At 59.2% G+C, this 20,746-nt stretch carries 23 protein-coding genes and 1 pseudogene; 21 read left to right on the plus strand and 3 right to left on the minus strand.

Features of this window, described 5'->3' with window-relative positions; genetic code table 11:
* Window positions 1-106, plus strand: a pseudogene (locus CGS49_RS14295) (IS200/IS605 family transposase); the annotation flags it as partial.
* Window positions 107-699: 593 nt separating this feature from the next.
* Here the strand turns inward: CGS49_RS14295 and udk are convergent.
* On the minus strand, window positions 700-1,329 hold the full coding sequence (gene udk, locus CGS49_RS05245) for a uridine kinase (protein WP_097800857.1): 630 nt from the start codon (window positions 1,327-1,329) through the stop codon (window positions 700-702).
* Window positions 1,330-1,540: 211 nt separating this feature from the next.
* On the opposite strand from udk, the gene CGS49_RS05250 reads away from it, so the two are divergent.
* Complete coding sequence (locus CGS49_RS05250) at window positions 1,541-3,133, plus strand: phospholipase D-like domain-containing protein (protein WP_242975380.1); 1,593 nt, start codon at window positions 1,541-1,543, stop codon at window positions 3,131-3,133.
* A 113-nt stretch (window positions 3,134-3,246) separates the two neighbouring features.
* Here CGS49_RS05250 and CGS49_RS05255 read toward each other — a convergent pair whose 3' ends face one another.
* A complete protein-coding gene (locus CGS49_RS05255) occupies window positions 3,247-3,537 on the minus strand; it encodes a zinc-ribbon domain containing protein (RefSeq protein WP_055190671.1) in 291 nt (96 codons plus the stop codon).
* A 305-nt stretch (window positions 3,538-3,842) separates the two neighbouring features.
* A complete protein-coding gene (locus CGS49_RS05260; RefSeq protein ID WP_097774388.1) occupies window positions 3,843-5,039 on the minus strand; it encodes an acetate/propionate family kinase in 1,197 nt (398 codons plus the stop codon).
* 237 nt (window positions 5,040-5,276) lie between these two features.
* Between CGS49_RS05260 and CGS49_RS05265 the strand changes: the two genes are divergently transcribed.
* The 19 genes from CGS49_RS05265 to rpmC all read left to right on the plus strand — a co-directional run bounded on the left by CGS49_RS05265 (window position 5,277) and on the right by rpmC (window position 20,739).
* Complete coding sequence (locus CGS49_RS05265; protein ID WP_097800859.1) at window positions 5,277-6,479, plus strand: nucleotidyltransferase family protein; 1,203 nt, start codon at window positions 5,277-5,279, stop codon at window positions 6,477-6,479.
* A gap of 135 nt (window positions 6,480-6,614) precedes the next feature.
* Window positions 6,615-7,931, plus strand: coding sequence for an NAD(P)-dependent oxidoreductase (locus CGS49_RS05270; RefSeq protein WP_097800860.1), 1,317 nt, complete (start codon window positions 6,615-6,617; stop codon window positions 7,929-7,931).
* A gap of 105 nt (window positions 7,932-8,036) precedes the next feature.
* Complete coding sequence (locus tag CGS49_RS05275) at window positions 8,037-9,587, plus strand: DUF1538 domain-containing protein (RefSeq protein WP_097800861.1); 1,551 nt, start codon at window positions 8,037-8,039, stop codon at window positions 9,585-9,587.
* 30 nt (window positions 9,588-9,617) lie between these two features.
* A complete protein-coding gene (locus tag CGS49_RS05280; protein ID WP_179859040.1) occupies window positions 9,618-10,301 on the plus strand; it encodes a P-II family nitrogen regulator in 684 nt (227 codons plus the stop codon).
* A gap of 115 nt (window positions 10,302-10,416) precedes the next feature.
* Window positions 10,417-11,292: a YitT family protein gene (locus CGS49_RS05285; protein ID WP_097800863.1), complete on the plus strand. Its 876-nt coding sequence runs from the start codon at window positions 10,417-10,419 to the stop codon at window positions 11,290-11,292.
* Between the two features lie 100 nt (window positions 11,293-11,392).
* Window positions 11,393-11,647 (plus strand): DUF1858 domain-containing protein, encoded by a 255-nt coding sequence (locus CGS49_RS05290; RefSeq protein ID WP_097800864.1) that lies wholly within the window; start codon window positions 11,393-11,395, stop codon window positions 11,645-11,647.
* 12 nt (window positions 11,648-11,659) lie between these two features.
* Window positions 11,660-12,313 (plus strand): class I SAM-dependent methyltransferase, encoded by a 654-nt coding sequence (locus CGS49_RS05295; RefSeq protein WP_242975382.1) that lies wholly within the window; start codon window positions 11,660-11,662, stop codon window positions 12,311-12,313.
* Window positions 12,310-13,086: a Nif3-like dinuclear metal center hexameric protein gene (locus CGS49_RS05300; protein WP_097800866.1), complete on the plus strand. Its 777-nt coding sequence runs from the start codon at window positions 12,310-12,312 to the stop codon at window positions 13,084-13,086. The genes CGS49_RS05295 and CGS49_RS05300 overlap by 4 nt, the downstream gene beginning before the upstream one ends.
* Window positions 13,087-13,243: 157 nt before the next feature.
* Window positions 13,244-14,998: an Rqc2 family fibronectin-binding protein gene (locus CGS49_RS05305; protein WP_097800867.1), complete on the plus strand. Its 1,755-nt coding sequence runs from the start codon at window positions 13,244-13,246 to the stop codon at window positions 14,996-14,998.
* Between the two features lie 887 nt (window positions 14,999-15,885).
* The gene (rpsJ, locus tag CGS49_RS05310; RefSeq protein WP_005934923.1) at window positions 15,886-16,197 is read left to right on the plus strand and encodes a 30S ribosomal protein S10; all 312 of its coding nucleotides are present in this window, start codon (window positions 15,886-15,888) and stop codon (window positions 16,195-16,197) included.
* Between the two features lie 97 nt (window positions 16,198-16,294).
* A complete protein-coding gene (gene rplC, locus CGS49_RS05315; protein WP_097800868.1) occupies window positions 16,295-16,927 on the plus strand; it encodes a 50S ribosomal protein L3 in 633 nt (210 codons plus the stop codon).
* Window positions 16,928-16,941: 14 nt separating this feature from the next.
* Window positions 16,942-17,565, plus strand: a complete 624-nt coding sequence (rplD, locus tag CGS49_RS05320) for a 50S ribosomal protein L4 (protein WP_005938033.1) — start codon at window positions 16,942-16,944, stop codon at window positions 17,563-17,565.
* The gene (rplW, locus tag CGS49_RS05325) at window positions 17,565-17,861 is read left to right on the plus strand and encodes a 50S ribosomal protein L23 (RefSeq protein WP_097800869.1); all 297 of its coding nucleotides are present in this window, start codon (window positions 17,565-17,567) and stop codon (window positions 17,859-17,861) included. The genes rplD and rplW overlap by 1 nt, the downstream gene beginning before the upstream one ends.
* A 77-nt stretch (window positions 17,862-17,938) precedes the next feature.
* Complete coding sequence (rplB, locus tag CGS49_RS05330; RefSeq protein ID WP_097800870.1) at window positions 17,939-18,769, plus strand: 50S ribosomal protein L2; 831 nt, start codon at window positions 17,939-17,941, stop codon at window positions 18,767-18,769.
* A 17-nt stretch (window positions 18,770-18,786) separates the two neighbouring features.
* Window positions 18,787-19,053 (plus strand): 30S ribosomal protein S19, encoded by a 267-nt coding sequence (rpsS, locus tag CGS49_RS05335; protein ID WP_005921883.1) that lies wholly within the window; start codon window positions 18,787-18,789, stop codon window positions 19,051-19,053.
* Between the two features lie 18 nt (window positions 19,054-19,071).
* A complete protein-coding gene (gene rplV / locus CGS49_RS05340; RefSeq protein ID WP_005921882.1) occupies window positions 19,072-19,407 on the plus strand; it encodes a 50S ribosomal protein L22 in 336 nt (111 codons plus the stop codon).
* Window positions 19,408-19,419: 12 nt separating this feature from the next.
* Window positions 19,420-20,124, plus strand: coding sequence for a 30S ribosomal protein S3 (gene rpsC / locus CGS49_RS05345; protein ID WP_005938023.1), 705 nt, complete (start codon window positions 19,420-19,422; stop codon window positions 20,122-20,124).
* Window positions 20,124-20,564 carry a 50S ribosomal protein L16 gene (gene rplP, locus CGS49_RS05350; RefSeq protein WP_005934913.1) on the plus strand — a complete coding sequence of 147 codons (441 nt, stop codon included), beginning with the start codon at window positions 20,124-20,126 and terminating at the stop codon, window positions 20,562-20,564. Before rpsC ends, rplP begins: the two co-directional genes overlap by 1 nt.
* Complete coding sequence (rpmC, locus tag CGS49_RS05355; RefSeq protein WP_005921879.1) at window positions 20,554-20,739, plus strand: 50S ribosomal protein L29; 186 nt, start codon at window positions 20,554-20,556, stop codon at window positions 20,737-20,739. Before rplP ends, rpmC begins: the two co-directional genes overlap by 11 nt.
* The last annotated feature ends 7 nt before the right edge of the window (window positions 20,740-20,746 follow it).

The raw sequence follows: 20,746 nt of genomic DNA on the forward strand, positions 1-20,746 counted from the left end.
CCAAGAGTACATTAAAAATCAACTGCAACAGGACCAGATTGCCGATCAGTTGAGCCTTAAGGAGTTCGTGGACCCGTTTACGGGTAGCAAGGAAACTAAGGCGTAAATAAAAGGGCCCCTTAAGGGGCTTTGCTAGTATTATGCCCTTCTAGGGCTTACTCAAGCCACCGGCTCAGCCGGTGGTTTTGACTGCGATAGACGATTGGGAATGCGCTCCGCAGGAGAAGTTACTACCTGCCGTCAGCGTGCAGGGACGCTCCGCTGGGCCAGAGGCAGGAAGGGGTGTTCCGAGTCCCCCCTCCCTACCTCTGGACTCCACCCACCCCGCAACGGGCCAAGGGCTACTCGCCCTTGACAATCCTGAAGAAGAAGTCGAAGCACAAAAAAGCTAGCGCTGCGCCAGTCGGCGCTATCGCTTTAACGCTTTTTTCGCTTCTCCATTTAAAGCCCCTCAGTCGCTGCGCGACAGCTCCCCCGAGGGGGAGCGGGCACGCCCGCAAGCTTTGCGGTTTGACCAAAAACTTTCCCGCAGCGCCGCGCTTTCGCAGAAAGCAGGCGCTGCAAATGCCGTTTTCCTTCACGACCCCATCCGTGAAAATGGGGTTCAGAAACGCCCGCAGGCGTTTCTGAACCCCGAAATTTAAAATAATTTTTCCGCTGAAAATGGCTAGAGCGCAGCGGAAGCCATTCTAAATCGTTTTATCCCCGGTTTGCCTTCTCGATCAGGGTGCGGATGTGGTGCGCCAGCATCTCCACGGCGGTGCTGTTCTCGCCGCCGTTGGGTACAATGATGTCTGCGTTGCGCTTGCTGGGTTCCACAAAAGCCTCGTGCATGGGCTTGACGGTGGTCAGGTACTGATTGATGACGCTGTCCAGACTGCGGCCCCGCTCCTTCACATCCCGCACCAGACGGCGCAGGATGCGCTCGTCGGCGTCGGTGTCCACATAGATCTTATAGTCGAACAGGGCGCACAGCTCCGGCTCCACAAAGGGCAGGATGCCTTCCACGATCAGCACCGGTGCGGGCTCGATGTGCTGTACCTTGTCGCTGCGGTTGTGGTTGGAGTAGTCGTACACCGGGCAGTCGATGGCGCGGCCTGCCTTCAGCTCCTGCAGATGGTAGATCAGCAAAGCGTTGTCAAAAGCATCCGGGTGGTCGTAGTTCAGCTTGCAGCGCTCCTCAAAGGGCAGCTCGTCGTGGCGCTTGTAATAGCTGTCGTGGGAGATCAGGCGCACTTCATCCTCGCCAAAACGCTCCTTCAGCCGCAGAGCAAGGGTGGTCTTGCCGCTGCCGGAGCCGCCTGCAATGCCAATGATCAGATTATTCATAGGGGTCCCTCCTGCATCATCCTGCCGCTTTGGGTGGAAAAAAGGGCAGGAATGGATTATAATAGGTGCAAAGCTGCCTGTCCGGGACACAGCGCCGGGCGGGCTTGTTCCTGTACATCATAACACAAACCGACACATTTTTACAGCCCCAGGGCTGCAAATGTGCGAGATAAGGGAAAATGCCATGCAGAAAAAACAATTTCAGCAAAATATGAAGGACAAGGTCCGGGTGTTTGAGGATGGCGGCATCCGCCTGCTCAAACGGGGACAGAAGGGCGTGGTACACGCTATTTTCAGCCGTTTTGGTCTGGTGCTGGTTCTGCTGCTTTTACAGGCGTTCGCGCTGTTCAGCCTGCTGCAGTGGTTCGGTGGGCTGCTGCCGCATTATTTTGGCGGCACCCTGCTGGTAACAGCGGCAATGATGGTCTATCTGCTCAATCAGGACATGGATAACAGCGTGCGCATCACATGGCTGGTGGTCACAGCGCTGATGCCGGTGCTGGGCGTGCCGCTGTTCTGGTACACCAAAAGCGATGTGGGCCACAATGCCCTGAAGCACCGCCTGCTGGATCTGGAGGGACAGACCGGCGCCCGGCTGCCGCAGAATGAGCAGACCGTGGAGCTTTTGCAGGAGCAGGCACCCGAAGCGGTGCCACTGGCACGGTATCTGCGGGGCAAGGGCGGCGGCTTTCCGGTCTATGCCGACACGGTGGCCACCTACTTCAACGGCGGCGAAGCTATGTTCGATGAAATGCTGCGCCAGCTGGAAACGGCAAAAAAGTACATCTTTCTGGAATATTTCATCGTGGATGAAGGCCTGATGTGGGGCCGCATTCTGGAAGTGCTGGCCCGCAAGGCGGCGCAGGGGGTGGATGTGCGTGTGATGTATGACGGCACCTGCGAGTTTTCCACCCTGCCGCGGGATTACCCCAGCCGGCTGGAAGCGCTGGGCATCCAGTGCAAGGTGTTCTCGCCGGTCACGCCCTTCGTTTCCACTCACTACAACTACCGCGACCACCGCAAAATTCTGGTCATTGATGGCCAGGTGGGCTTTACCGGCGGCGTGAATCTGGCAGATGAGTACATCAACCACATAGAAAAGTATGGCCGCTGGAAGGACTCGGCCCTGATGCTGGAAGGCGAAGGCGTGCGCTCCATGACGGCACTGTTTTTGCAGATGTGGAGCATCCTGTGCCAGCCGGAGTTTGAGCAGTTCCTGTCCGATCCCATCCCGGCGGCAGCAAACGCCAAGGGCTTTGTGGTGCCCTACGGAGACTGCCCGCTGGACGGTGAGCGGGTGGGCGAAATGGTGTACATGGATATGCTCAACCGCGCCCGGAAGTATGTGCACATCATCTCGCCGTATCTGATTTTAGACGGCGAGCTGGAAACGGCCCTGCGCTTTGCGGCAGAGCGCGGTGTGGATGTGCACCTGATCCTGCCCGGCAAGCCGGATAAGTGGTTCGTTTATGCACTGGCCAAGACCCACTACAAGGCGCTGCTTTCTTCGGGTGTGAAGATCAGCGAGTGGCAGCCCGGCTTTACCCATGCGAAGATCGTGATCGCCGACGGAGTGGAAGCTGTGGCGGGCACCATCAATCTGGACTACCGCAGCCTGTACCATCACTTTGAAAACGCGGTCTGGATGCGCGGCACCGACTGCATTGCCAACATGGAAGCGGATTTTCAGGATACACTCACCCGGTGCCGCAGGGTGGAGCAGACGAGAGAAAGTATCTGGCAGGGCAAAAAGCTGCTGCATCTGGCGGGCATCCTGCTCAAGTTTATTGCGCCGCTGGTGTGAAAGACTCCTTCTGTCATGGCTGCGTAAGCAGACGGGAGAAGCTCTGAATACAAAAAGGCCCGCTGCCTTTCGACAGCGGGCCTTTTGTTACCGATTTAAATAAAAATCAGCGCTTAGTTCTGCTTCATGCGAGCGAAGCAGTCAGAGCAGTAGACCGGACGGTCCTCACGGGGCTGGAAGGGAACCTTGCAAGCCTTGCCGCAAGCTGCGCAGACAGCATCGAACATCTGACGCTCACCGCCGTTGTTGCCGCCACGGACGCCGTTCTTGCGGGCGTCACGGCAGGGCTTGCAGCGCTGGGGCTGATTCTCGAAGCCGCGAGATGCGTAGAACTCCTGCTCACCAGCAGTCCAAACAAACTCCTTACCGCAGTCCTTGCAAACTAAAGTCTTGTCTTCAAACATAGTAGTATCTCCTCTTTGTTAGTTCTTGCCCACGGAAGGATTGTAACCATACCTTTGGTTTTGGGACCATCGCGCTGATCAGTAAGCTTACCAGGGGCTTGAATGAATGGATGCCCTCGGATTGAGGACTTTCCTATTGTACCGTTAATTTTAAAATTTGTCAACCAAAAAACAAACCGACGGCCTTTTATTTGTGGATATGACACAATAAGAGGGACTTTCTTTGGTCAGTTTCACCGCTGCAGAAAAAGAAAGAGGAGCTGCATTCCCGTTGGGGAATGCAGCTCCTCACAAAAAACTTTTGCTTACTTCTCGATGACTTCCTTGGTGTCGCGGGCGATCATCAGCTCCTCGTCGGTAGCAATGACCAGAGTGCGCACCTTTGCGCCCCAGGCAGTGATCTCGCACACATCGCCCACGGGGTGCTTGTTCTTCTCGGTGTCGATGCGGATGCCCAGCCAATCCATGTGGTGGCAGACCTTTGCACGGGCAATGGCATCGTGCTCGCCGATGCCGCCGGTGAAGACGATGGCATCCACGCCGCCCATGGCAGCGATGTAAGCGCCAACGGTCTTCTTGATCTGGTAGTTCAGCATGTCGGAAGCCAGCTGTGCGCGCTTGTTGCCGGCGGCAGCTGCCTCCTCCACGTCACGCTTGTCGCTGGAAACACCGGAGATGCCCAGCAGGCCGGACTTCTTGTTCAGGATCTCGTCCAGCTCGTGGCCGGTGATGTTCAAGGTGTACTTCAGGTAGTTGACCACAGAGGGGTCCAGGTCGCCGCAGCGGGTGCCCATCATCAGGCCGGCCAGCGGGGTCATGCCCATGGAGGTATCAACGACCTTGCCCTGATCCACAGCGGCAATGGAGGAACCGTTGCCCAGATGGCAGGTGATCAGCTTCAGGCGCTCAATGGGCTCTTCCAGATACTCGGCAGCCTTGTGGGCAACGTACTTGTGGCTGGTGCCGTGGAAGCCGTAGCGGCGCACGCCGTACTTCTCGTAGTACTCATACGGAATGGCGTACATATAAGCCTTCGGAGGCATGGTGCTGTGGAAAGCGGTGTCGAACACAGCCACCATGGGGATGTTGCCGAACACCTTGCGTGCGGCCTCGATGCCCAGAATGCCGGCGGGGTTGTGCAGGGGAGCCAGAGGGCTCAGCTCGCGGATGGTCTCGATGACCTCGTCGGTGATCAGGCAGCTTTCCTTGAACTTCTCGCCGCCGTGCACGACGCGGTGGCCGATGGCGTCGATCTCGCTCACATCGTTGATGCACTTGCCTTCGCCGGTGGTCATCTTCTTCACGACCTCAGCAAATGCCTCGGTGTGGGTGGGGAAGATGGCCGGGGTGGTGGCCTTGTGGCCGTTGGCCTCGTGGGTGATCATGCTGCTCTCCATGCCGATGCGCTCGCACAGGCCCTTGCACAGCACCTTCTCGCCGTCCATATCGATCAGCTGATACTTCAGGGAAGAAGAACCGCAGTTAATAACCAGAACTTTCATCTGTGTTGCCTCCTGTATGTTTTTGGTCTGCCCCGTTTGAAAACGCGGACAGAATTTTACAGATTCCTGTGTTTATTATATAATAGGGTGGACGGCTTTTCAAGCCGCAACCCGGGCAAAGCGGTAAAACTTGTGTACAAGGTTTTTGTACATCCTGCCCACAAATGCGCAAAACCCGGGCAGTTTTCTGTATATACGATATAATTTTAACAATCTTTTGGCAAAAGGAGCACTCTCATGAAGTTTGCGGGCATCATCGCCGAATACGACCCCTTCCACAACGGCCACGCCTGGCAGCTGGCGCAGGCAAAGGCGCTGGGGGCAGAGCATGTGGCGGTGGCCATGAGTTGCGGGCTGACCCAGCGCGGGGCCTTGCCGCTGCTGCCGGATGCCGTGCGGGTGCAGGCGGCGCTGCAATGCGGGGCCGATTTTGTGTTCGCCCTGCCCGCACCCTTTGCCTGCGCAGGGGCCGAAGCTTTTGCCCGGGCGGGGGTACGCATCCTGGCCGCTGCCGGGTGCGACGCGCTGGTGTTCGGGGCCGAGACGCCGGACACAGACCTCTTGATGGAAGCCGCCCGGGTGCTGAACAGCGAAGCCTACCGCGCCGAGCTCAAGCACCAGCTTGCCGCTGGGGCCCGCAGCTTTGCGGCGGCCCGGCAGGCAGCGGTGGAAGCTCTCTGCCCGGGCACCGCGCTGGCCGCTTTGCTGGACAAGCCCAACAACAACCTTGCCGTGGAATACTGCAGGGCCATCCTTGAGCAGGGCACGAATATGACCCCGGTGCCGCTGCCGCGCGTGGGGGCGGGCCATGGCCAGGCCCTTGCCGAAAGCGGCCACGCCCAATTTGCCAGCGCCAGCGCTCTGCGCACTCTCTGGGCAGAGCAGGGGGCGGATGCTCTGGCTCCTTATGTGCCGGAAAAAGCGCTGGAATTGTATAAAAAGGCGGAAGTTGACGGAATGTATACGGATTTTGCCGCCGCAGGCCGATGCCAGCTGGCCCTGCTGCGGGCCGCCTGCGCCCAGCCGAACCCCTTTGCGGCGGTGCGCGGTGTCTCCGAAGGGCTGGACCACCGGCTGGAAAACGCGGTGCGGCAGTACACCACCCTGCCCGCTCTGCTGGATGAACTGACCACCGTGCGCTATCCCCGGGCCCGGATGCGCCGCCTTGCCATGGATGCCGCGCTGGGCTATACCGCCGCCCTGCCCGCCCTGCCGCCTTACCTGCACCTGCTGGGTGCCCGGCGGGAGGCTCTGCCGCTGTTGAAGCACACAGCTTTGCCGCTCTCGCATTCGCTGGCAAGGCTGGAACAAGAAGGCCCGGAATGCGCCTGCATTGCAGCCGCGCAGGCAAAGGCCAGCGACTTTGGTGCTCTGTGCCGCAAAGTGCCCGGGCCCATGGGCGGCGTGTATCGTCAAAAAATTATCTTTTTGACGAATTGACAAAAAATAATCGAAAAAATTTTATGCAGAACCCCTTGTATCTGGGCGGAATGTGGTGTATGATTAGAGCAATGCAATGTTGGATACAACAAACAAGAATGGAATCAGAGACCCGCACGCGATAAGGAGGAAATCATGGCACTTCACGTTCTGGACGAAGCCAACCGCTGCCTGGGCTGCAAAAAGCCCCTGTGCCAGCAGGGCTGCCCCATCCACACCAATATCCCGGAGGTCATCCGTCTGCTGAAGGCAAACCAGATGGACGAAGCCGGTAAAATGCTGTTCGAGAATAACCCCATGACCACTGTCTGCGCGCTGGTGTGCAACCACGAGAACCAGTGTGAGGGTCACTGCGTGCGCAACCGGATGCCCAGCCACGACCCGGTGCACTTCTCCATCATCGAGGATTATATCTCTACCACCTACGCCAACAAGATGACCGCAGGCCCTGCCCCGAAGAACGGCATGAAGGCGGCTGTGGTGGGCTCCGGCCCGGCGGGCCTGACCATTGCGGTGCTGCTGGCGCGCTGGGGCTACGATGTGACCATCTTCGACGCCCGGGATAAGATCGGCGGCGTCATGCGCTACGGCATCCCCAACTACCGCCTGCCGGACAGCGTGCTGGACGACTTCCAGTACCGCCACCTGGAACTGAAGGGCATCAAGGTGCGGCCCAACACCACCATCGGCAAGACCATCACCATCGACGACCTGTTCCGCGACGGCTACAAGAGCGTGTTCATCGGTGCCGGCCTGTGGAAGGCCAACGCCATGCACATCAAGGGCGAGACCTTGGGCAACGTGGCCTTCGGCATCGACTATCTGGCCAACTCCAAGGCCTTCCGTCTGGGCGACGACATCGCAGTCATCGGCGTGGGCAACTCTGCCATGGACTGCGCCCGCACCGCCATCCGCAACGGTGCCCGCCACGTCACCTGCTACGCCCGCCGCGACGAGAGCTGCATCAGCGCTTCCGAGTACGAGGTGAGCTATGCAAAGCTGGAGGGTGTGGGCTTCCGCTTCTGCAAGGCTCCCGTGGAGATCCGCGAGAACGGCCTCATCTGCCGCGACACCGTCAAGGGCGAGGACGGCAAGTTCACCCAGGTGGAGGGCAGCGAGACCTTCTACCCTCACACCGGCGTCATCGTCTCGGTGAGCCAGGGCTCCGAGAGCAACCTCGTCAAGACCACCACCGGCATCGAGACCAACCAGAAGGGCCTGCTGACCGTCAGCGAGGACGGCAGCACCACCCGCGCGGGCGTGTTTGCGGGCGGCGATGCCGTCATGGGTGCCCGCACGGTGGTGGAAGCCGTGGCCGTGGCCAAGAAGGTGGCCGAGAGCATGGACGCCTACATGAAGGCTCTGCCTGCCGACGACACCACCGACCCCTATGCCGATATCCCGGTGTTCCAGACGCCCACCTCGGACGTGCTGGCCCAGCAGGAATTGTAAATTAACTGTATCTTTGCCGCTCTGTTTGTTGACGGGGCGGCATTTGATTTGTATACTATTTATATAGTTTGAATGAAACTGTACGGAGCGGATACAAGAAGGGCGGTGGACGCTATCCTAAAAGCCTCTCTCCCCAAACTGCGGGAAAAATTGCTGGAAGCACTGCAGGCGGTGCTGCCCATTGCAGCCATCGTGCTGGTGCTCTGCTTTACCATCGCGCCGGTGTCGCCCAGCATCCTGCTGTGCTTTCTGCTGGGCGCAGCGATGATCGTGGTGGGCATCATGTTCTTCACACTGGGCGCGGAGATGAGCATGACCCCCATGGGCGAGCGGGTCGGCGCGGTCATCACCAAAAGCCGCCGCCTGCCGGTGGTGCTGGGCATCGGCTTTCTGCTGGGGTTCCTCATCACCATTTCGGAGCCGGATTTACAGGTGCTGGCCAATCAGGTGCCCTCCATCCCGAACCGCACCCTCATTTTGTCGGTGGCGGCGGGCGTGGGCCTGTTTCTGGTGTTCGCCTTCCTGCGCATGCTACTCGGCATTGCGCTGCCGAAGCTGCTGGTGCTGTTCTATGGTATCATCTTTGTGCTGGCGGCCTTTGTGCCCAAAGAGTTCCTCGCTGTGGCGTTTGACTCCGGCGGCGTGACCACCGGCCCCATGACGGTGCCCTTCATCATGGCGCTGGGCGTGGGCGTCTCGGCCATCCGCGGCGACCGCCACGCGGCCGACGACAGCTTTGGTCTGGTGGCCATGTGTTCCGTCGGGCCCATTCTGGCGGTGCTCCTTCTGGGCATCGTGTTCCGCGCGTCGGACAGCACCTACATCCCGCCGGTCCTGCCGGAGGTGAGCGACTCGGTGGAGCTGTGGCAGCTGTTCCATGTCAGCCTGCCGACGTATCTGAAAGAGATCGCCGGTTCGCTGCTGCCCATCATCGTCATGTTCGGCGTATTTCAGGCTGCGGCCCTGCATCTGGACAGGCGCACCCTCAGCCGCATCGCGGTGGGTCTGGCCTATACTTATGTGGGGTTGGTGCTGTTCCTCACCGGCGCAAACGTGGGCTTTATGCCGGCTGGTAATTATCTGGGGCAGGTGCTGGCCGGGCAGAGTTTCCGGTGGATCATCATCCCCATCGGGATGCTCATCGGCTACTTCATCGTCAAGGCCGAACCCGCCGTCTATGTGCTGAACAAGCAGGTGGAAGAAGTGACGGATGGTGCCATCTCGGCCAGGGCCATGGGTACGGCCCTCTCGGCAGGCGTGTCCATCTCGGTGGGCCTTGCCATGGTGCGGGTGCTCACCGGCATTTCCATCCTGTGGTTCCTCATTCCGGGCTATGCGGTGGCCATCGGCATCGCCTTCGTGGTGCCCAAGCTGTTCACCGCCATCGCCTTTGACGCGGGCGGCGTGGCCTCCGGCCCTATGACGGCTACCTTTCTGCTGCCGCTGGCGCAGGGCGCCTGCGCAGCGGTGGGCGGCAATATCGTCACCGACGCTTTCGGCGTGGTGGCCATGGTGGCCATGACGCCGCTCATCACGGTGCAGCTGATGGGCCTTGCCGCCCAGCTCAGGACCCGCAAAGCCCGCCCGGCCCAGCCAGCCGCTGTGGGCGCGGCAGCCTTTGCCGACTGGCCGGATGACGCCATCATTGAACTGTAAGGAGGGCGCGTTGTGAGCAGTTTGTTTTTCATGGTCACCATCACCGACCGCCGTTCCACCGACGCCTTTCTGCAGCTGTACGAGAGCCACGGTGTGGACGTCAGCCTGCGCACGGTGGGCAGCGGCACGGCGGTGCAGGAGACCCTGTCCACCCTCGGATTGGAGCGCACCGAAAAGGCGGTGCTGATGGCTGTGGTCACCGAGGAGACCTGGCAGGCAGCCCGGCGGGACCTTCGCCGGAAGCTGCGCATCGACGTGCCGGGCACCGGCATCGCGTTCACCGTGCCGCTGAGCAGCATCGGCGGCAAGCGGGCACTGATGTTCCTCACCGAACACCAGACCCTAAACTGGAAGGAGGAGAGCACCTTGAAGGATACCCGTTACGAGCTGCTGCTGGTCATTGCGAATCAGGGCTACACCGGCACCATCATGGACGCCGCCCGGGCGGCCGGGGCCGGTGGCGGCACGGTGCTCCACGCCAAAGGCACCGGCATGGAGGGCGCGGCAAAGTTTCTGGGCGTGGAGCTGGTGAACGAAAAGGAGCTGGTGCTCATCGTGGCCCGCACACCGGAGAAGAACCGCATCATGAAAGCCATCATGGACGGGGCCGACAAAAAGGCGGGGGCCATCGTGTTCTCACTGCCGGTGACGGATACCGCCGGTCTGCGGCTGCTGGAAGACGAAGAACCGGTGGCCGAGACTTCAGCACAGTAAACAACAGAATGTAAAATTGCGCAAAAATATTCCGCGTTTGCAGGGCGAAGGTCTTGATAAACGCGGATTTTTTCGCTATCATAGAAGAAAGAAATTCAGGAATGGGAGAGAAAAGATGATAAACCTTTCATACAAGCAGCAGATCGCGTTCAATTCGCTGTCCATCATTCTGGGCAACGCGCTCTATGCGCTGACGGTGGTGCTGTTCCTTGTGCCTTCGGGGCTGATCACCGGCGGTGCCACCGGTATTGCACTGGCCGTGAACAAGGCCGTGGGCCTGCCGGTGTCCGGTGTGCTGTTCGTGATCAACATCACCATGCTGGTGCTGGGCTGGATCGTGCTGGGCCGCCGCTTTGCGGTCACCACCGTTGCCAGCACCATTCTGAGCCCCATGTTCCTGGCCCTGTGGGAGCGGGTGTTTGCGGGCTTTGTGCTGACGGATGATCTGGTGCTCAACACCATCTTCGCGGGCTTTGGTGTGGGCATCTCGCTGGGCATCACCATCCGTGCAGGCGCTTCTACCGGCGGCATGGATATCCCGCCGCTGGTGCTGAACAAATATTTCCACATTCCGGTGTCGGCCAGTATGCTGGTGTTCGACCTGCTCATCCTCTGCCTGCAGGCGGCCTTCAGCCCGCTGCAGCAGTGCCTGTACGGCATCGTGCTGGTCATCGTGTATACCATCGTACTGGATAAGGTGCTCATCTTCGGCACCACCCGTACCGAGGTGAAGATCATCAGCAAATACTCCGACGAAATTCGCGAGGCCATCCTCTCCCAGCTGGACCGCGGCGTGACCGTGCTGCACGGCGAGGGAGGCTTCCGCCATGACCCGGAGCAGGTGCTGCTGAGCATCATCTCCAACCGCCAGCTGCCCAAGCTGGAAAAGCTGGCCCACGCCATCGACCCGGCCTGCTTCATGATCGTGAGCCATGTCACCGAGGTGAGCGGCCGCGGGTTCTCGCTGGAAAAGGATTATCAGAATCCCTGAAAATCCCGGCAGATACTTGCAAAGCAGTGCCCAGTTGGGGTATATTATAGAGGAACGGTAGGTTTTGCCGTGAACGTCCCATACAGAAAGGAAACACATCATGTTTGATATTTTCAATATGCTCAAGAAGGAAGACCACAAGGAAGCAAAGCAGGTGACCCGCGATACCATCATCGGCGATATCCTGGACATGGACCAGACCACTGCGCCCTACTTCATGGAGATCGGCATGCACTGCCTGGGCTGCCCGGCATCCCGCGGTGAGAGCATCGAGAAAGCCTGCGCTGTGCACGGCGTGGACTGCGATGAACTGATCGAGAAGCTGAACGAGCACCTGGCTGCAAAGAAGGTATAAGTGCTGCCCACATTGGATGCGCGTCTCGCGGCTGCCGCAGCGCTGGTGCGCCCCGGGGAACCGGTGGCGGATATCGGCTGCGATCACGGCAAGCTGACGGCAGTGCTGGCGGCTTCGGGCAAATACCCGAAGGTGATCGGTGCCGACCTGCGACCCGGCCCGCTGGCCAAAGCAAAGCAGACGCTGGAACATGCAGGCTGTGAAGACCGCGCTGAGCTTCGGCTCGGCGACGGTCTTTCTGTGCTTACAGAGAACGAAGTGGGCAGCATCGTGCTGGCGGGTGTCTCGGCCCAGACCACCTGGGAGATCTTGGAGAAGGCCCCGTGGGTGTTCCGCAAAGGCGGCCCGCGCATCATCATGATCCCGGCCACCCGCCACGACGCGCTGCGCCGCTGGCTGTGGGAGCACGGCTTTGCCTTTATCGCCGACCGCCCGGTGCAGGCGGCGGGCCGCTGGTACGCCGTGATGGCTGCAGAATATACCGGTGAGACCCATGAACCGACCTTCGCCGAATGCCTGTTCGGTGGGACAGGGGAATGGCCTGAGGGCGCAGGCTATGCAGAATGGCAGAAGGCAAAGCTGCCCCGGATGCGTCTCGGTGTGCCGGACGGCAGTGCGCTGGCACAGGAGATCGACGCGATTTTGAAAGAGGGAACAGAGCAATGACAACGGTACAGCAGGTATACGAAGCCATGCAGCACATTGCGCCGCTGGAGCTGGCAGAACACTGGGATAATCCCGGGCTGCTGGTGGACTGCGGCGGGCCGGTGCACCGCGTGCTGGTGGCGCTGGACATCACCCCGGAAGTGGTGGCCGAAGCCGCGTCCAGGCAGTGCGAGGTCATTGTGTCCCACCACCCGGTCATCTTTGACCCGCTCAAAAAGATCGGCCCGCAGGATGTGGCGTTCCAGCTGGTGCAGGCGGGCATTTCGGCCGTTTGTATGCATACCAATCTGGATGCCGCTGAGGGCGGCGTGAACGAAGTGCTGGCAGGCATCTTCGGCATGAAGGATATGGAAGTATTCGCCGAGGGCTGCGGCCGGGTGGGCGAGATCGAACCCATCTCGGTGCCGGAACTGGCCCGCGAGGCCCAGAAAGAGCTTGCCGCGCGCTGCAACGCGCCGGAGAACGGCCCGGCGGTGCAGGTGAAGTTTGCGGATGCCGGTAAGCCGGTCAAGCGGCTGGCCGTCATCAGCGGTGCGGGCGGCAGTCTGTTCGCAGACGCCATCGCCATGGGGGCCGACTGCCTGCTGACCGGCGAAGCCAACCACCACCACGCCATCGACGCGAAGCGCATGGGCCTTTCGCTCATTGCGGCGGGCCACTACGCGACTGAGTTCCCGGTGGCTGCCGCCGTGGCCGTAAAGCTCCGCGCCGCCCTGCCGGAGCTGGATGTGCTGGTGAGCACCGAGAACCGGGACCCTTATACTTATTTATAAAGGAAGATGCCGTCTTTCACTGCGGCCCCTCCCGTGAAAAGGCGTTTGTCGCGGCCCGCAGGCCGCGACAAACGCGAAATAAAAAATAATTATTCCGCTAATTATGGCCAAAGCGAACGCGGCGGCCATTCAAAATCGTTAAACGAGGTAAACCACTATGGCATTGGATGCCGCGACACTGGAACTGACGGCCCGGGAACTGAAAACCGTTCTGGCCGACGCCAAGATCGCAAAACTGTTTGAACCGACCCGCGATGAGCTGGTCATTACCCTGCGCACCCGCACGGACACCTACGCGCTGCTGCTGTCGGCCCGCAGCGGTTCCGCCCGGGTCTGCCTGACCGAAGAGACCTTTGAAAACCCGGAGACGCCGCCCTCCTTCTGTATGCTGATGCGCAAGCATCTCACCGGCGGCAAGCTGCTGGACGTGCGCATGGAGCCGGGGGACCGTATCGTGTACTTCGACTTCCAGTGCACCAACGAGATGGGCGACCTTGTGCGCAACACCCTGTGCGCCGAACTGATGGGCCGCTACTCCAATCTGGTTCTGGTGCAGAATGGCAAAATTATCGACGCCCTCAAGCGGGTGGATTTTGAGGACAGCGACATCCGGCAGCTGCTGCCGGGCCTGCCTTATACCACGCCGCCGAAACCTGCCCGGCCGGACTTCCTGCAGGTGAGCAGCGCGTCCATTGTGGCGGCGGCCTGCCAGCGCGACCTGCCGGTGGCCGATGCCCTCAATAAGACCGTGGCCGGTGTGGGCCCGGTGGTCTGCCGGGAAGCGGCATGGCGTGCCTTCGACGGCGAACACCTGATCGCCAACGAGCTGACCGAGGAGCAGAAGCGCCGCCTGATGGCTTCCATCGACGAGCTGAAGGAAGAACACGACAACGGTGGCTGCCCCTGCAGCGTCACCGACCCGGAAGGCAAGCCCATCGAGTACACCTTCTTCCGCCCGCAGCAGTACGGCGAAAAGTATCTTATTAAGGAATGGCCGTCCTTCAACGCCATGCTGGAAGGCTACTACGCCGAGAAGGACCGCGCCGAGCGCCTGCGCACCAAGAGCAAGGAACTGCACAAGGCCGTGCACAACATGTACGAGCGCGCGGTGCGCAAGCAGGCAGCCCGAAAAGAAGAACTGGCCGCCAGCGGCAAGAGCGAAAAGCTGCGTCTGTACGGCGAGCTGCTCTCGGCCAACCTCTATCTGGCTGAAAAAGGCATGAAAAGCATCACGGTCCAGAACTGGTATGACGACGGCAAAGAGGTGACCATCCCGCTGGACCTGCGGTTCACCCCCAGCCAGAACGCCCAGAGCTTCTTCAAAAACTACAAGAAGAAGCAGACCGCCGCCCGGATGCTGGTGGACCTGCTGGCCGAAGGCGAAAAAGAGATCGCCTATCTGGAAACGGTGCTCTACGAGGTGGAGACGGCCTCCGGCGAAGCTGCCCTGAATGAGATCCGGATGGAGTTGAAAAATCAGGGCTATCTGAAGTATTACAAGCAGCGGGATAAAAAGCAGAAGCCCGCAGATTTCCTGCGGTTTGTGTCCAGCGATGGCTTTGAGATTCTGGTGGGCCGCAACAACGCCCAGAACGACAAGCTCACCCTGCACACCGCCCGTGGCAAGGACTTGTGGTTCCATGTGCAGAAGGCACCCGGCAGCCACGTCGTGGTCATGAGCCGGGGCGAGGATATCCCGGACACCACGAAGCAGGAAGCCGCCGAGCTGGCAGTCATCCATTCCAGTGCCTACAAGGCAGGTGCCGGTGCCAAAGTCGCGGTGGACACCACTGAGGTGAAGAACATCTGGAAGGCCAACGGTGCAAAGCCCGGCATGGTGCTGTACGAGGTGTACACCACGGTGTATGTTACGCCCCGGGACGGGCTGGCGGAACAGCTGAAGAAAAAATGACGATTTGAAATGGCCGACGCGTTCGCTTTGGCCATATACAGCGGAATAATTATTTTTGATATTTGCAAAGCGGCAAAGCCTGCGGGCCTTGCCGCTTTGCGTTTTCACGGGAAGGGTCGTATCGGAAAACGGCATCTGATCTGCGCTGGCTCCCTGCGGGAGCGATCGCGCGGCAGCGTTGAGAGAACACGTTCCGTTAAAGCAATAGAATGCGGCAGATATTTCTGTAGGAAACGGATTTATCCGTTCCGCAGGCAGACAGCATCTGCCGGGCGGCAGGCGGAACGCATGAATGCGTTCCCTACACCGAAACGGCGGGCTTCCCTTTATATATAGGTATAATCCACAAGAAAACGGCCCATACTATCCCAGCAAACGCGGGGCGGGGAGTTTTCCACCCGCAAAATGGATGCGGATTGTGCATCTTGCACAGAAAATGCGCTCTTTGACAAAACAGAGAAAATAAAAAAGAAAATTCGTTCTTTTTTCTGAAAAACACTTGCCAAATGCACGAAGATGTGATAGAATATCTCTCGGCTGCAAAAGGCTTGTGCGATACAAGTCGTGCAGGCCAGCGATATGCGTAGATGCGGGAGGTTGTCATCCGGCGATAGCTGCGATGGGTTATTTCCGCGGAGTATGTCCGATCTTAGAACCGGGCGAAAGAATTACTGACAGCGATGGAATACGTTCCCTCGGCAGAGAAGTTACTCCTCTGCGAAACGGGCGGAACCAATGTTCGGATTTGATTTGCTAATAGATTTCCGGGAGAACTGCCAAGCGGTTCACCGGTTTTTATAGTGCCAAATCGAGGAACACCCGGAACTGTGTAGAGCAATTTATCGGCTCGCCTAGGGCAAAATCAATTTTTTCAGGAGGCGTAAGCAATGGCAGTCAAAGAGAAAATCAGAATCCGTCTGCAGAGCTATGATGCTCAGCTGATCGATGCCGCAGCAGAGAAGATCGTGGAGACCGCAAAGCACACCGGTGCACGCGTGTCCGGCCCCATCCCCCTGCCCACCGATCGTGAGATCGTTACCGTTCTGCGCGCTACCCACAAGTACAAGGATAGCCGCGAGCAGTTCGAGAGCCGCACTCATAAGCGTCTGATCGACATTCTGAAGCCGTCCAACAAGACGGTCGAGGCTCTGATGAGCCTCCAGCTCCCCGCTGGCGTGGACATCGAGATCAAGCTGTAAAAGACACTCGATCAAATTCGATGCCCTCGTTTCCCGAGGGGTCATGTTGGCAGTGACGTGCGCTGCCAACCAATAACCTTTACAGGAGGAAAAGAAAATGGTTAAAGGCATTATCGGCAAGAAAGTCGGTATGACCCAGCTGTTCGATGAGAACGGCAAGGTTATCCCCGTCACCGTCATCGAGGCTGGTCCCTGCACCGTCGTGCAGAAGAAGACCGTCGAGAGCGATGGCTACCAGGCTGTTCAGCTGGGCTTCGGCGAGGTTTCCGCCAAGAAGGTCAACAAGGCAGCTGCAGGTCACTTCAAGAAGGCAAACGTTGCCCCCAAGAAGACCCTGCGCGAGTTCCGTCTGGAAGATGTTTCCGCAATGAACGTTGGCGACGTGCTGAAGGCTGATGTCTTCGCAGCCGGCGACAAGGTCGACGTTGTGGGCGTTTCCAAGGGCAAGGGCTACCAGGGCGTTATCAAGCGCTACGGTCAGCACCGTCTGCGTGAGAGCCACGGCACCGGCCCGGTGGCACGTCATGCAGGTTCTAACGGTTCTACTTCTACCCCTGCTCGCGTGTTCCCCGGCAAGCGCCTGCCCGGCCACATGGGCTTTGTGCGCGTCACCGTGCAGAACCTGACGGTTGTCAAGGTTGACACCGAGAACAATCTGATCGCTGTGAAGGGTGCGGTTCCCGGCTCCAAGGGCACCATCGTCACTCTGGCCAACAGCGTGAAGGCGTAAGGAGGAAAGCGACAATGGCAAAGTTTAACGTAGTCGATATGAACGGTCAGCATGTTAGCGAGATCGAGCTTTCCGACGCCGTGTTCGGTATCACCCCGAACGAGAAGGCTGTCCACATTGCTGTGGTGAACTTCCTGGCCAACCAGCGTCAGGGCACCCAGAACACCAAGATCCGCATGGAAGTTTCCGGCGGCGGCAAGAAGCCCTGGCGTCAGAAGGGCACCGGCCACGCTCGTCAGGGCTCCATCCGTGCACCGCAGTGGACTCACGGCGGCGTCGCTCTGGGCCCCAAGCCCCGCAGCTACAACTACCACATCAACAACAAGGTCAAGCGCCTGGCTCTGCTGAGCGTGCTGTCCGACAAGGCTGCCAATGGCAACATGGTCGTTGTTGACAAGTTCGCCTGCGACGAGTACAAGACCAAGACTGTGGTTGCAATGCTGAACGCTGTTGGCGCCGGCAAGAAGAACCTGCTGGTCAATGAGACTGTCGATGCAAAGTTCGTCAAGAGCGCTGGCAACATCGCTGGCGTGAAGACCACCTTCGCAGGCAGCGTGAACACCTACGATGTGCTGAACGCCGACAAGCTGATCATCAGCGTCGACGCAGCTAAGAAGCTCGAGGAGGTGCTTGGCTAATGAAAACCGCACATGATATCATCCTGAAGCCGGTCATTACCGAGAACTCCATGGCTGGCATCGCTGATAAGAAGTACACCTTCAAGGTCGCTACCGATGCAACCAAGGTCGAGATCGCTCAGGCCGTTGAGGTCCTGTTCCCCGGCGCTAAGGTCGCTAAGGTCAACACCGTTTCCGTGCGCGGCCGTTTCCGCCGCCAGGGCATGCACGCTGGTTACACCGCTGCATCCAAGAAGGCAATCGTGACCCTGACCAAGGACTCCAAGGAGATCGAGTTCTTCAACAGCATGGTCTGATCGAACCCACCGAGGGTTCCTCTATGGGGATATGACCCCGATAATAATTCATAAGATAAACAAAGGAGAATAGCACAATGGCTATCAAGAAGTATGGCCCCACTACTCCGGGCCGCCGCGGCATGACCGTCACGGATTACAGCGTCCTGTCCAAGGTCGCTCCTGAGCGCAGCCTGCTGGAGCCCATGAAGAAGCACAGCGGCCGCAACAACACCGGTCGTATCACCGTCCGCCACCAGGGCGGCGGCAACCGCACCAAGTATCGTGTCATCGACTTCAAGCGTCAGAAGACCGATATCCCCGCTACCGTCAAGACTCTCGAGTACGATCCGAACCGCAGCGCATTCATCGCTCTGGTCGAGTACACCGATGGCGTCAAGAGCTACATCATTGCTCCCGATGGCCTGAAGGTGGGCGATGTGGTCCTGAGCAGCAAGACTGCCGACATCAAGCCCGGCAACTGCCTGCCCTTCGAGAACATCCCCGTCGGTACCATCATCCACAACATCGAGCTGTATCCCGGCCGCGGCGCCCAGCTGGTTCGTTCCGCTGGCAACATGGCTCAGCTGATGGCTAAGGAGAATGGCTACGCTCTGGTTCGTCTGCCCTCCGGTGAGATGCGCAACGTGCCCGTGAACTGCACCGCAGTCATCGGTCAGGTTTCCAACATCGACCACGAGAACGTCAACCTGGGCAAGGCTGGCCGCAAGCGCCACATGGGCGTGCGTCCCGGCAGCCGTGGTACCGTCATGAACCCCTGCGACCATCCCCACGGTGGTGGCGAGGGCCGCGCACCTGTTGGTCACTCCGGTCCTATGACTCCCTGGGGCAAGCCCGCTCTGGGTCTCAAGACTCGCAAGCATCATAAGCGCTCCGATAAGCTGATCGTGAAGCGTGCAGGTAAGTAAGAGAGGAGTTTAAGACAATGGGTAGAAGCATTAAAAAAGGACCTTTCGTCCAGGCTGCTCTTATGAAGCACGTTGAAGCGATGAACGCTTCCGGCAAGAAGCAGGTCATCAAGACCTGGAGCCGCGCCTCCACGATCTTCCCCGAATTCGTTGGTCACACCTTTGCCGTCCACGACGGCCGCAAGCATGTGCCTGTGTATGTGACTGAGGACATGGTTGGCCACAAGCTGGGTGAGTTCGTTCCCACCCGTACCTTCAAGGGCCACACTGGTAATTCTAAGTAATAGAGGGAGGAACACAACATGGAAGCTCGGGCAATTCTTCGTTATGCCCGCATTAGTCCTCGCAAGGTGTCTATCGTTATGGACCTGATCCGTAACAAGCCCCTGGACGAAGCGCTGGCAATCCTGCAGTACACCCCGAAGGCAGCTTGTGAGCCCCTTCTGAAGCTGGTGAAGTCTGCAGCCGCTAATGCGGAAAACAACTTCAATATGGACAAGAACAACCTCTACGTCGCCGAGTGCTACGTCTGCCCCGGCCCGACGCTGAAGCGCATGATGCCTCGTGCACAGGGCCGCGGCTACCGCATCCTGAAGCGCACCAGCCACATGACCGTTGTTCTGAAAGAGAAAGAGTAAGGAGGGAAAACAATGGGCCAGAAAGTAAATCCGCACGGCATTCGTGTCGGCGTTATTAAAGACTGGGACAGCCGCTGGTTTGCCTCCAAGAAGGATTTCAGCGATAACCTCGTCGAGGACCACAAGATCCGCACTGAGCTGAAGGCTCAGCTGAAGGACGCTGGTGTGCCCAAGATCGAGATCGAGCGTACTGTGGACCCGTCCACTTCCGCTCCTCGCGTGACTGTCAACATCTACTGCGCTAAGCCCGGCATGGTCATCGGCAAGGGCGGCGAGGAGCGTGTTGCTCTGCAGAACAAGCTGACCAAAGAGTATGGCAAGACTGTGATCGTCAACGTCATCGAGGTCAAGAGCGCTGCTACCAACGCTCAGCTGGTTGCTGAAGACATCGCTCGTCAGCTGGAGAACCGCGTGACCTTCCGCCGTGCCATGAAGCAGTGCATGCGCAATGCTATGAGCCCCCGCGATCGCGCAACCGTTCCCGCAAAGGGCATCAAGGCAATGTGCTCCGGCCGTCTGGGCGGTGCTGATATCGCTCGTACCGAGAGCTATCACGAGGGCACCATCCCCCTGCAGACCCTGCGTGCTGACATTGACTACGGCTTTGCAGAGGCTGCTACCACCTACGGCCGCATCGGCGTTAAGGTGTGGGTCTACAAGGGCGAAGTCCTCAAGAGCGCTAAGACCGCTCAGAAGAAGGAAGGAGGCAACAAGTAATGTTACTGCCTAAGCGTGTTAAGTACCGCCGCGTCCAGCGCGGCCGCATGACCGGCAAGGCTACCCGCGGCAACGTGGTGTGCCAGGGCCAGTACGGCCTTGTTGCTCTGGAGCCGGCATGGATCTCCTCTACTCAGATCGAGGCTGCCCGTGTTGCGATGACTCGTTACATCAAGCGCGGCGGCAAGGTCTGGATCAAGATCTTCCCCGATAAGCCCGTGACTGAAAAGCCCGCTGAGACCCGCATGGGTTCCGGTAAAGGCTCTCCCGAATACTGGGTCGCAGTCGTGAAGCCGGGCCGCGTTCTGTTCGAGCTGGCAGATGTCGATGAGGCAACTGCTCGTGAGGCACTGCGCCTGGCTATGCACAAGCTGCCCATCAAGTGCAAATTTGCAGTCCGTGAGGACTCCGTGAAGGAGGATGGCACCAATGAAGGCTAATGAACTCCGCGAAATGCAGACCGCAGAGCTGACCAGCAAGCTGGCAGACCTGAAGGCCGAGCTGTTTAACCTGCGCTTCCAGCATGCCATCAACCAGCTGGAGAACCCCGGCCGCATCGAAGCAGTCAAGAAGGACATCGCCCGCGTGATGACCGTTCTGGCTGAGAAGCAGTAAGGAGGTT

Origin of the sequence: Faecalibacterium langellae (genome assembly GCF_002549775.1) — a bacterium.
In the GTDB taxonomy this organism is placed as follows: domain Bacteria; phylum Bacillota; class Clostridia; order Oscillospirales; family Ruminococcaceae; genus Faecalibacterium; species Faecalibacterium langellae.

What these genes read in the sequence shown, in the direction of transcription:
- udk (WP_097800857.1), bottom strand. Translation starts at nt 1,329, where the DNA reads ATGAATAATCTGATCATTGGCATTGCAGGCGGCTCCGGCAGCGGCAAG.
- CGS49_RS05250 (WP_242975380.1), top strand. Translation starts at nt 1,541, where the DNA reads ATGAAGGACAAGGTCCGGGTGTTTGAGGATGGCGGCATCCGCCTGCTC.
- CGS49_RS05255 (WP_055190671.1), bottom strand. Translation starts at nt 3,537, where the DNA reads ATGTTTGAAGACAAGACTTTAGTTTGCAAGGACTGCGGTAAGGAGTTT.
- CGS49_RS05260 (WP_097774388.1), bottom strand. Translation starts at nt 5,039, where the DNA reads ATGAAAGTTCTGGTTATTAACTGCGGTTCTTCTTCCCTGAAGTATCAG.
- CGS49_RS05265 (WP_097800859.1), top strand. Translation starts at nt 5,277, where the DNA reads ATGAAGTTTGCGGGCATCATCGCCGAATACGACCCCTTCCACAACGGC.
- CGS49_RS05270 (WP_097800860.1), top strand. Translation starts at nt 6,615, where the DNA reads ATGGCACTTCACGTTCTGGACGAAGCCAACCGCTGCCTGGGCTGCAAA.
- CGS49_RS05280 (WP_179859040.1), top strand. Translation starts at nt 9,618, where the DNA reads ATGGTCACCATCACCGACCGCCGTTCCACCGACGCCTTTCTGCAGCTG.
- CGS49_RS05285 (WP_097800863.1), top strand. Translation starts at nt 10,417, where the DNA reads ATGATAAACCTTTCATACAAGCAGCAGATCGCGTTCAATTCGCTGTCC.
- CGS49_RS05290 (WP_097800864.1), top strand. Translation starts at nt 11,393, where the DNA reads ATGTTTGATATTTTCAATATGCTCAAGAAGGAAGACCACAAGGAAGCA.
- CGS49_RS05300 (WP_097800866.1), top strand. Translation starts at nt 12,310, where the DNA reads ATGACAACGGTACAGCAGGTATACGAAGCCATGCAGCACATTGCGCCG.
- CGS49_RS05305 (WP_097800867.1), top strand. Translation starts at nt 13,244, where the DNA reads ATGGCATTGGATGCCGCGACACTGGAACTGACGGCCCGGGAACTGAAA.
- rpsJ (WP_005934923.1), top strand. Translation starts at nt 15,886, where the DNA reads ATGGCAGTCAAAGAGAAAATCAGAATCCGTCTGCAGAGCTATGATGCT.
- rplC (WP_097800868.1), top strand. Translation starts at nt 16,295, where the DNA reads ATGGTTAAAGGCATTATCGGCAAGAAAGTCGGTATGACCCAGCTGTTC.
- rplD (WP_005938033.1), top strand. Translation starts at nt 16,942, where the DNA reads ATGGCAAAGTTTAACGTAGTCGATATGAACGGTCAGCATGTTAGCGAG.
- rplW (WP_097800869.1), top strand. Translation starts at nt 17,565, where the DNA reads ATGAAAACCGCACATGATATCATCCTGAAGCCGGTCATTACCGAGAAC.
- rplB (WP_097800870.1), top strand. Translation starts at nt 17,939, where the DNA reads ATGGCTATCAAGAAGTATGGCCCCACTACTCCGGGCCGCCGCGGCATG.
- rpsS (WP_005921883.1), top strand. Translation starts at nt 18,787, where the DNA reads ATGGGTAGAAGCATTAAAAAAGGACCTTTCGTCCAGGCTGCTCTTATG.
- rplV (WP_005921882.1), top strand. Translation starts at nt 19,072, where the DNA reads ATGGAAGCTCGGGCAATTCTTCGTTATGCCCGCATTAGTCCTCGCAAG.
- rpsC (WP_005938023.1), top strand. Translation starts at nt 19,420, where the DNA reads ATGGGCCAGAAAGTAAATCCGCACGGCATTCGTGTCGGCGTTATTAAA.
- rplP (WP_005934913.1), top strand. Translation starts at nt 20,124, where the DNA reads ATGTTACTGCCTAAGCGTGTTAAGTACCGCCGCGTCCAGCGCGGCCGC.
- rpmC (WP_005921879.1), top strand. Translation starts at nt 20,554, where the DNA reads ATGAAGGCTAATGAACTCCGCGAAATGCAGACCGCAGAGCTGACCAGC.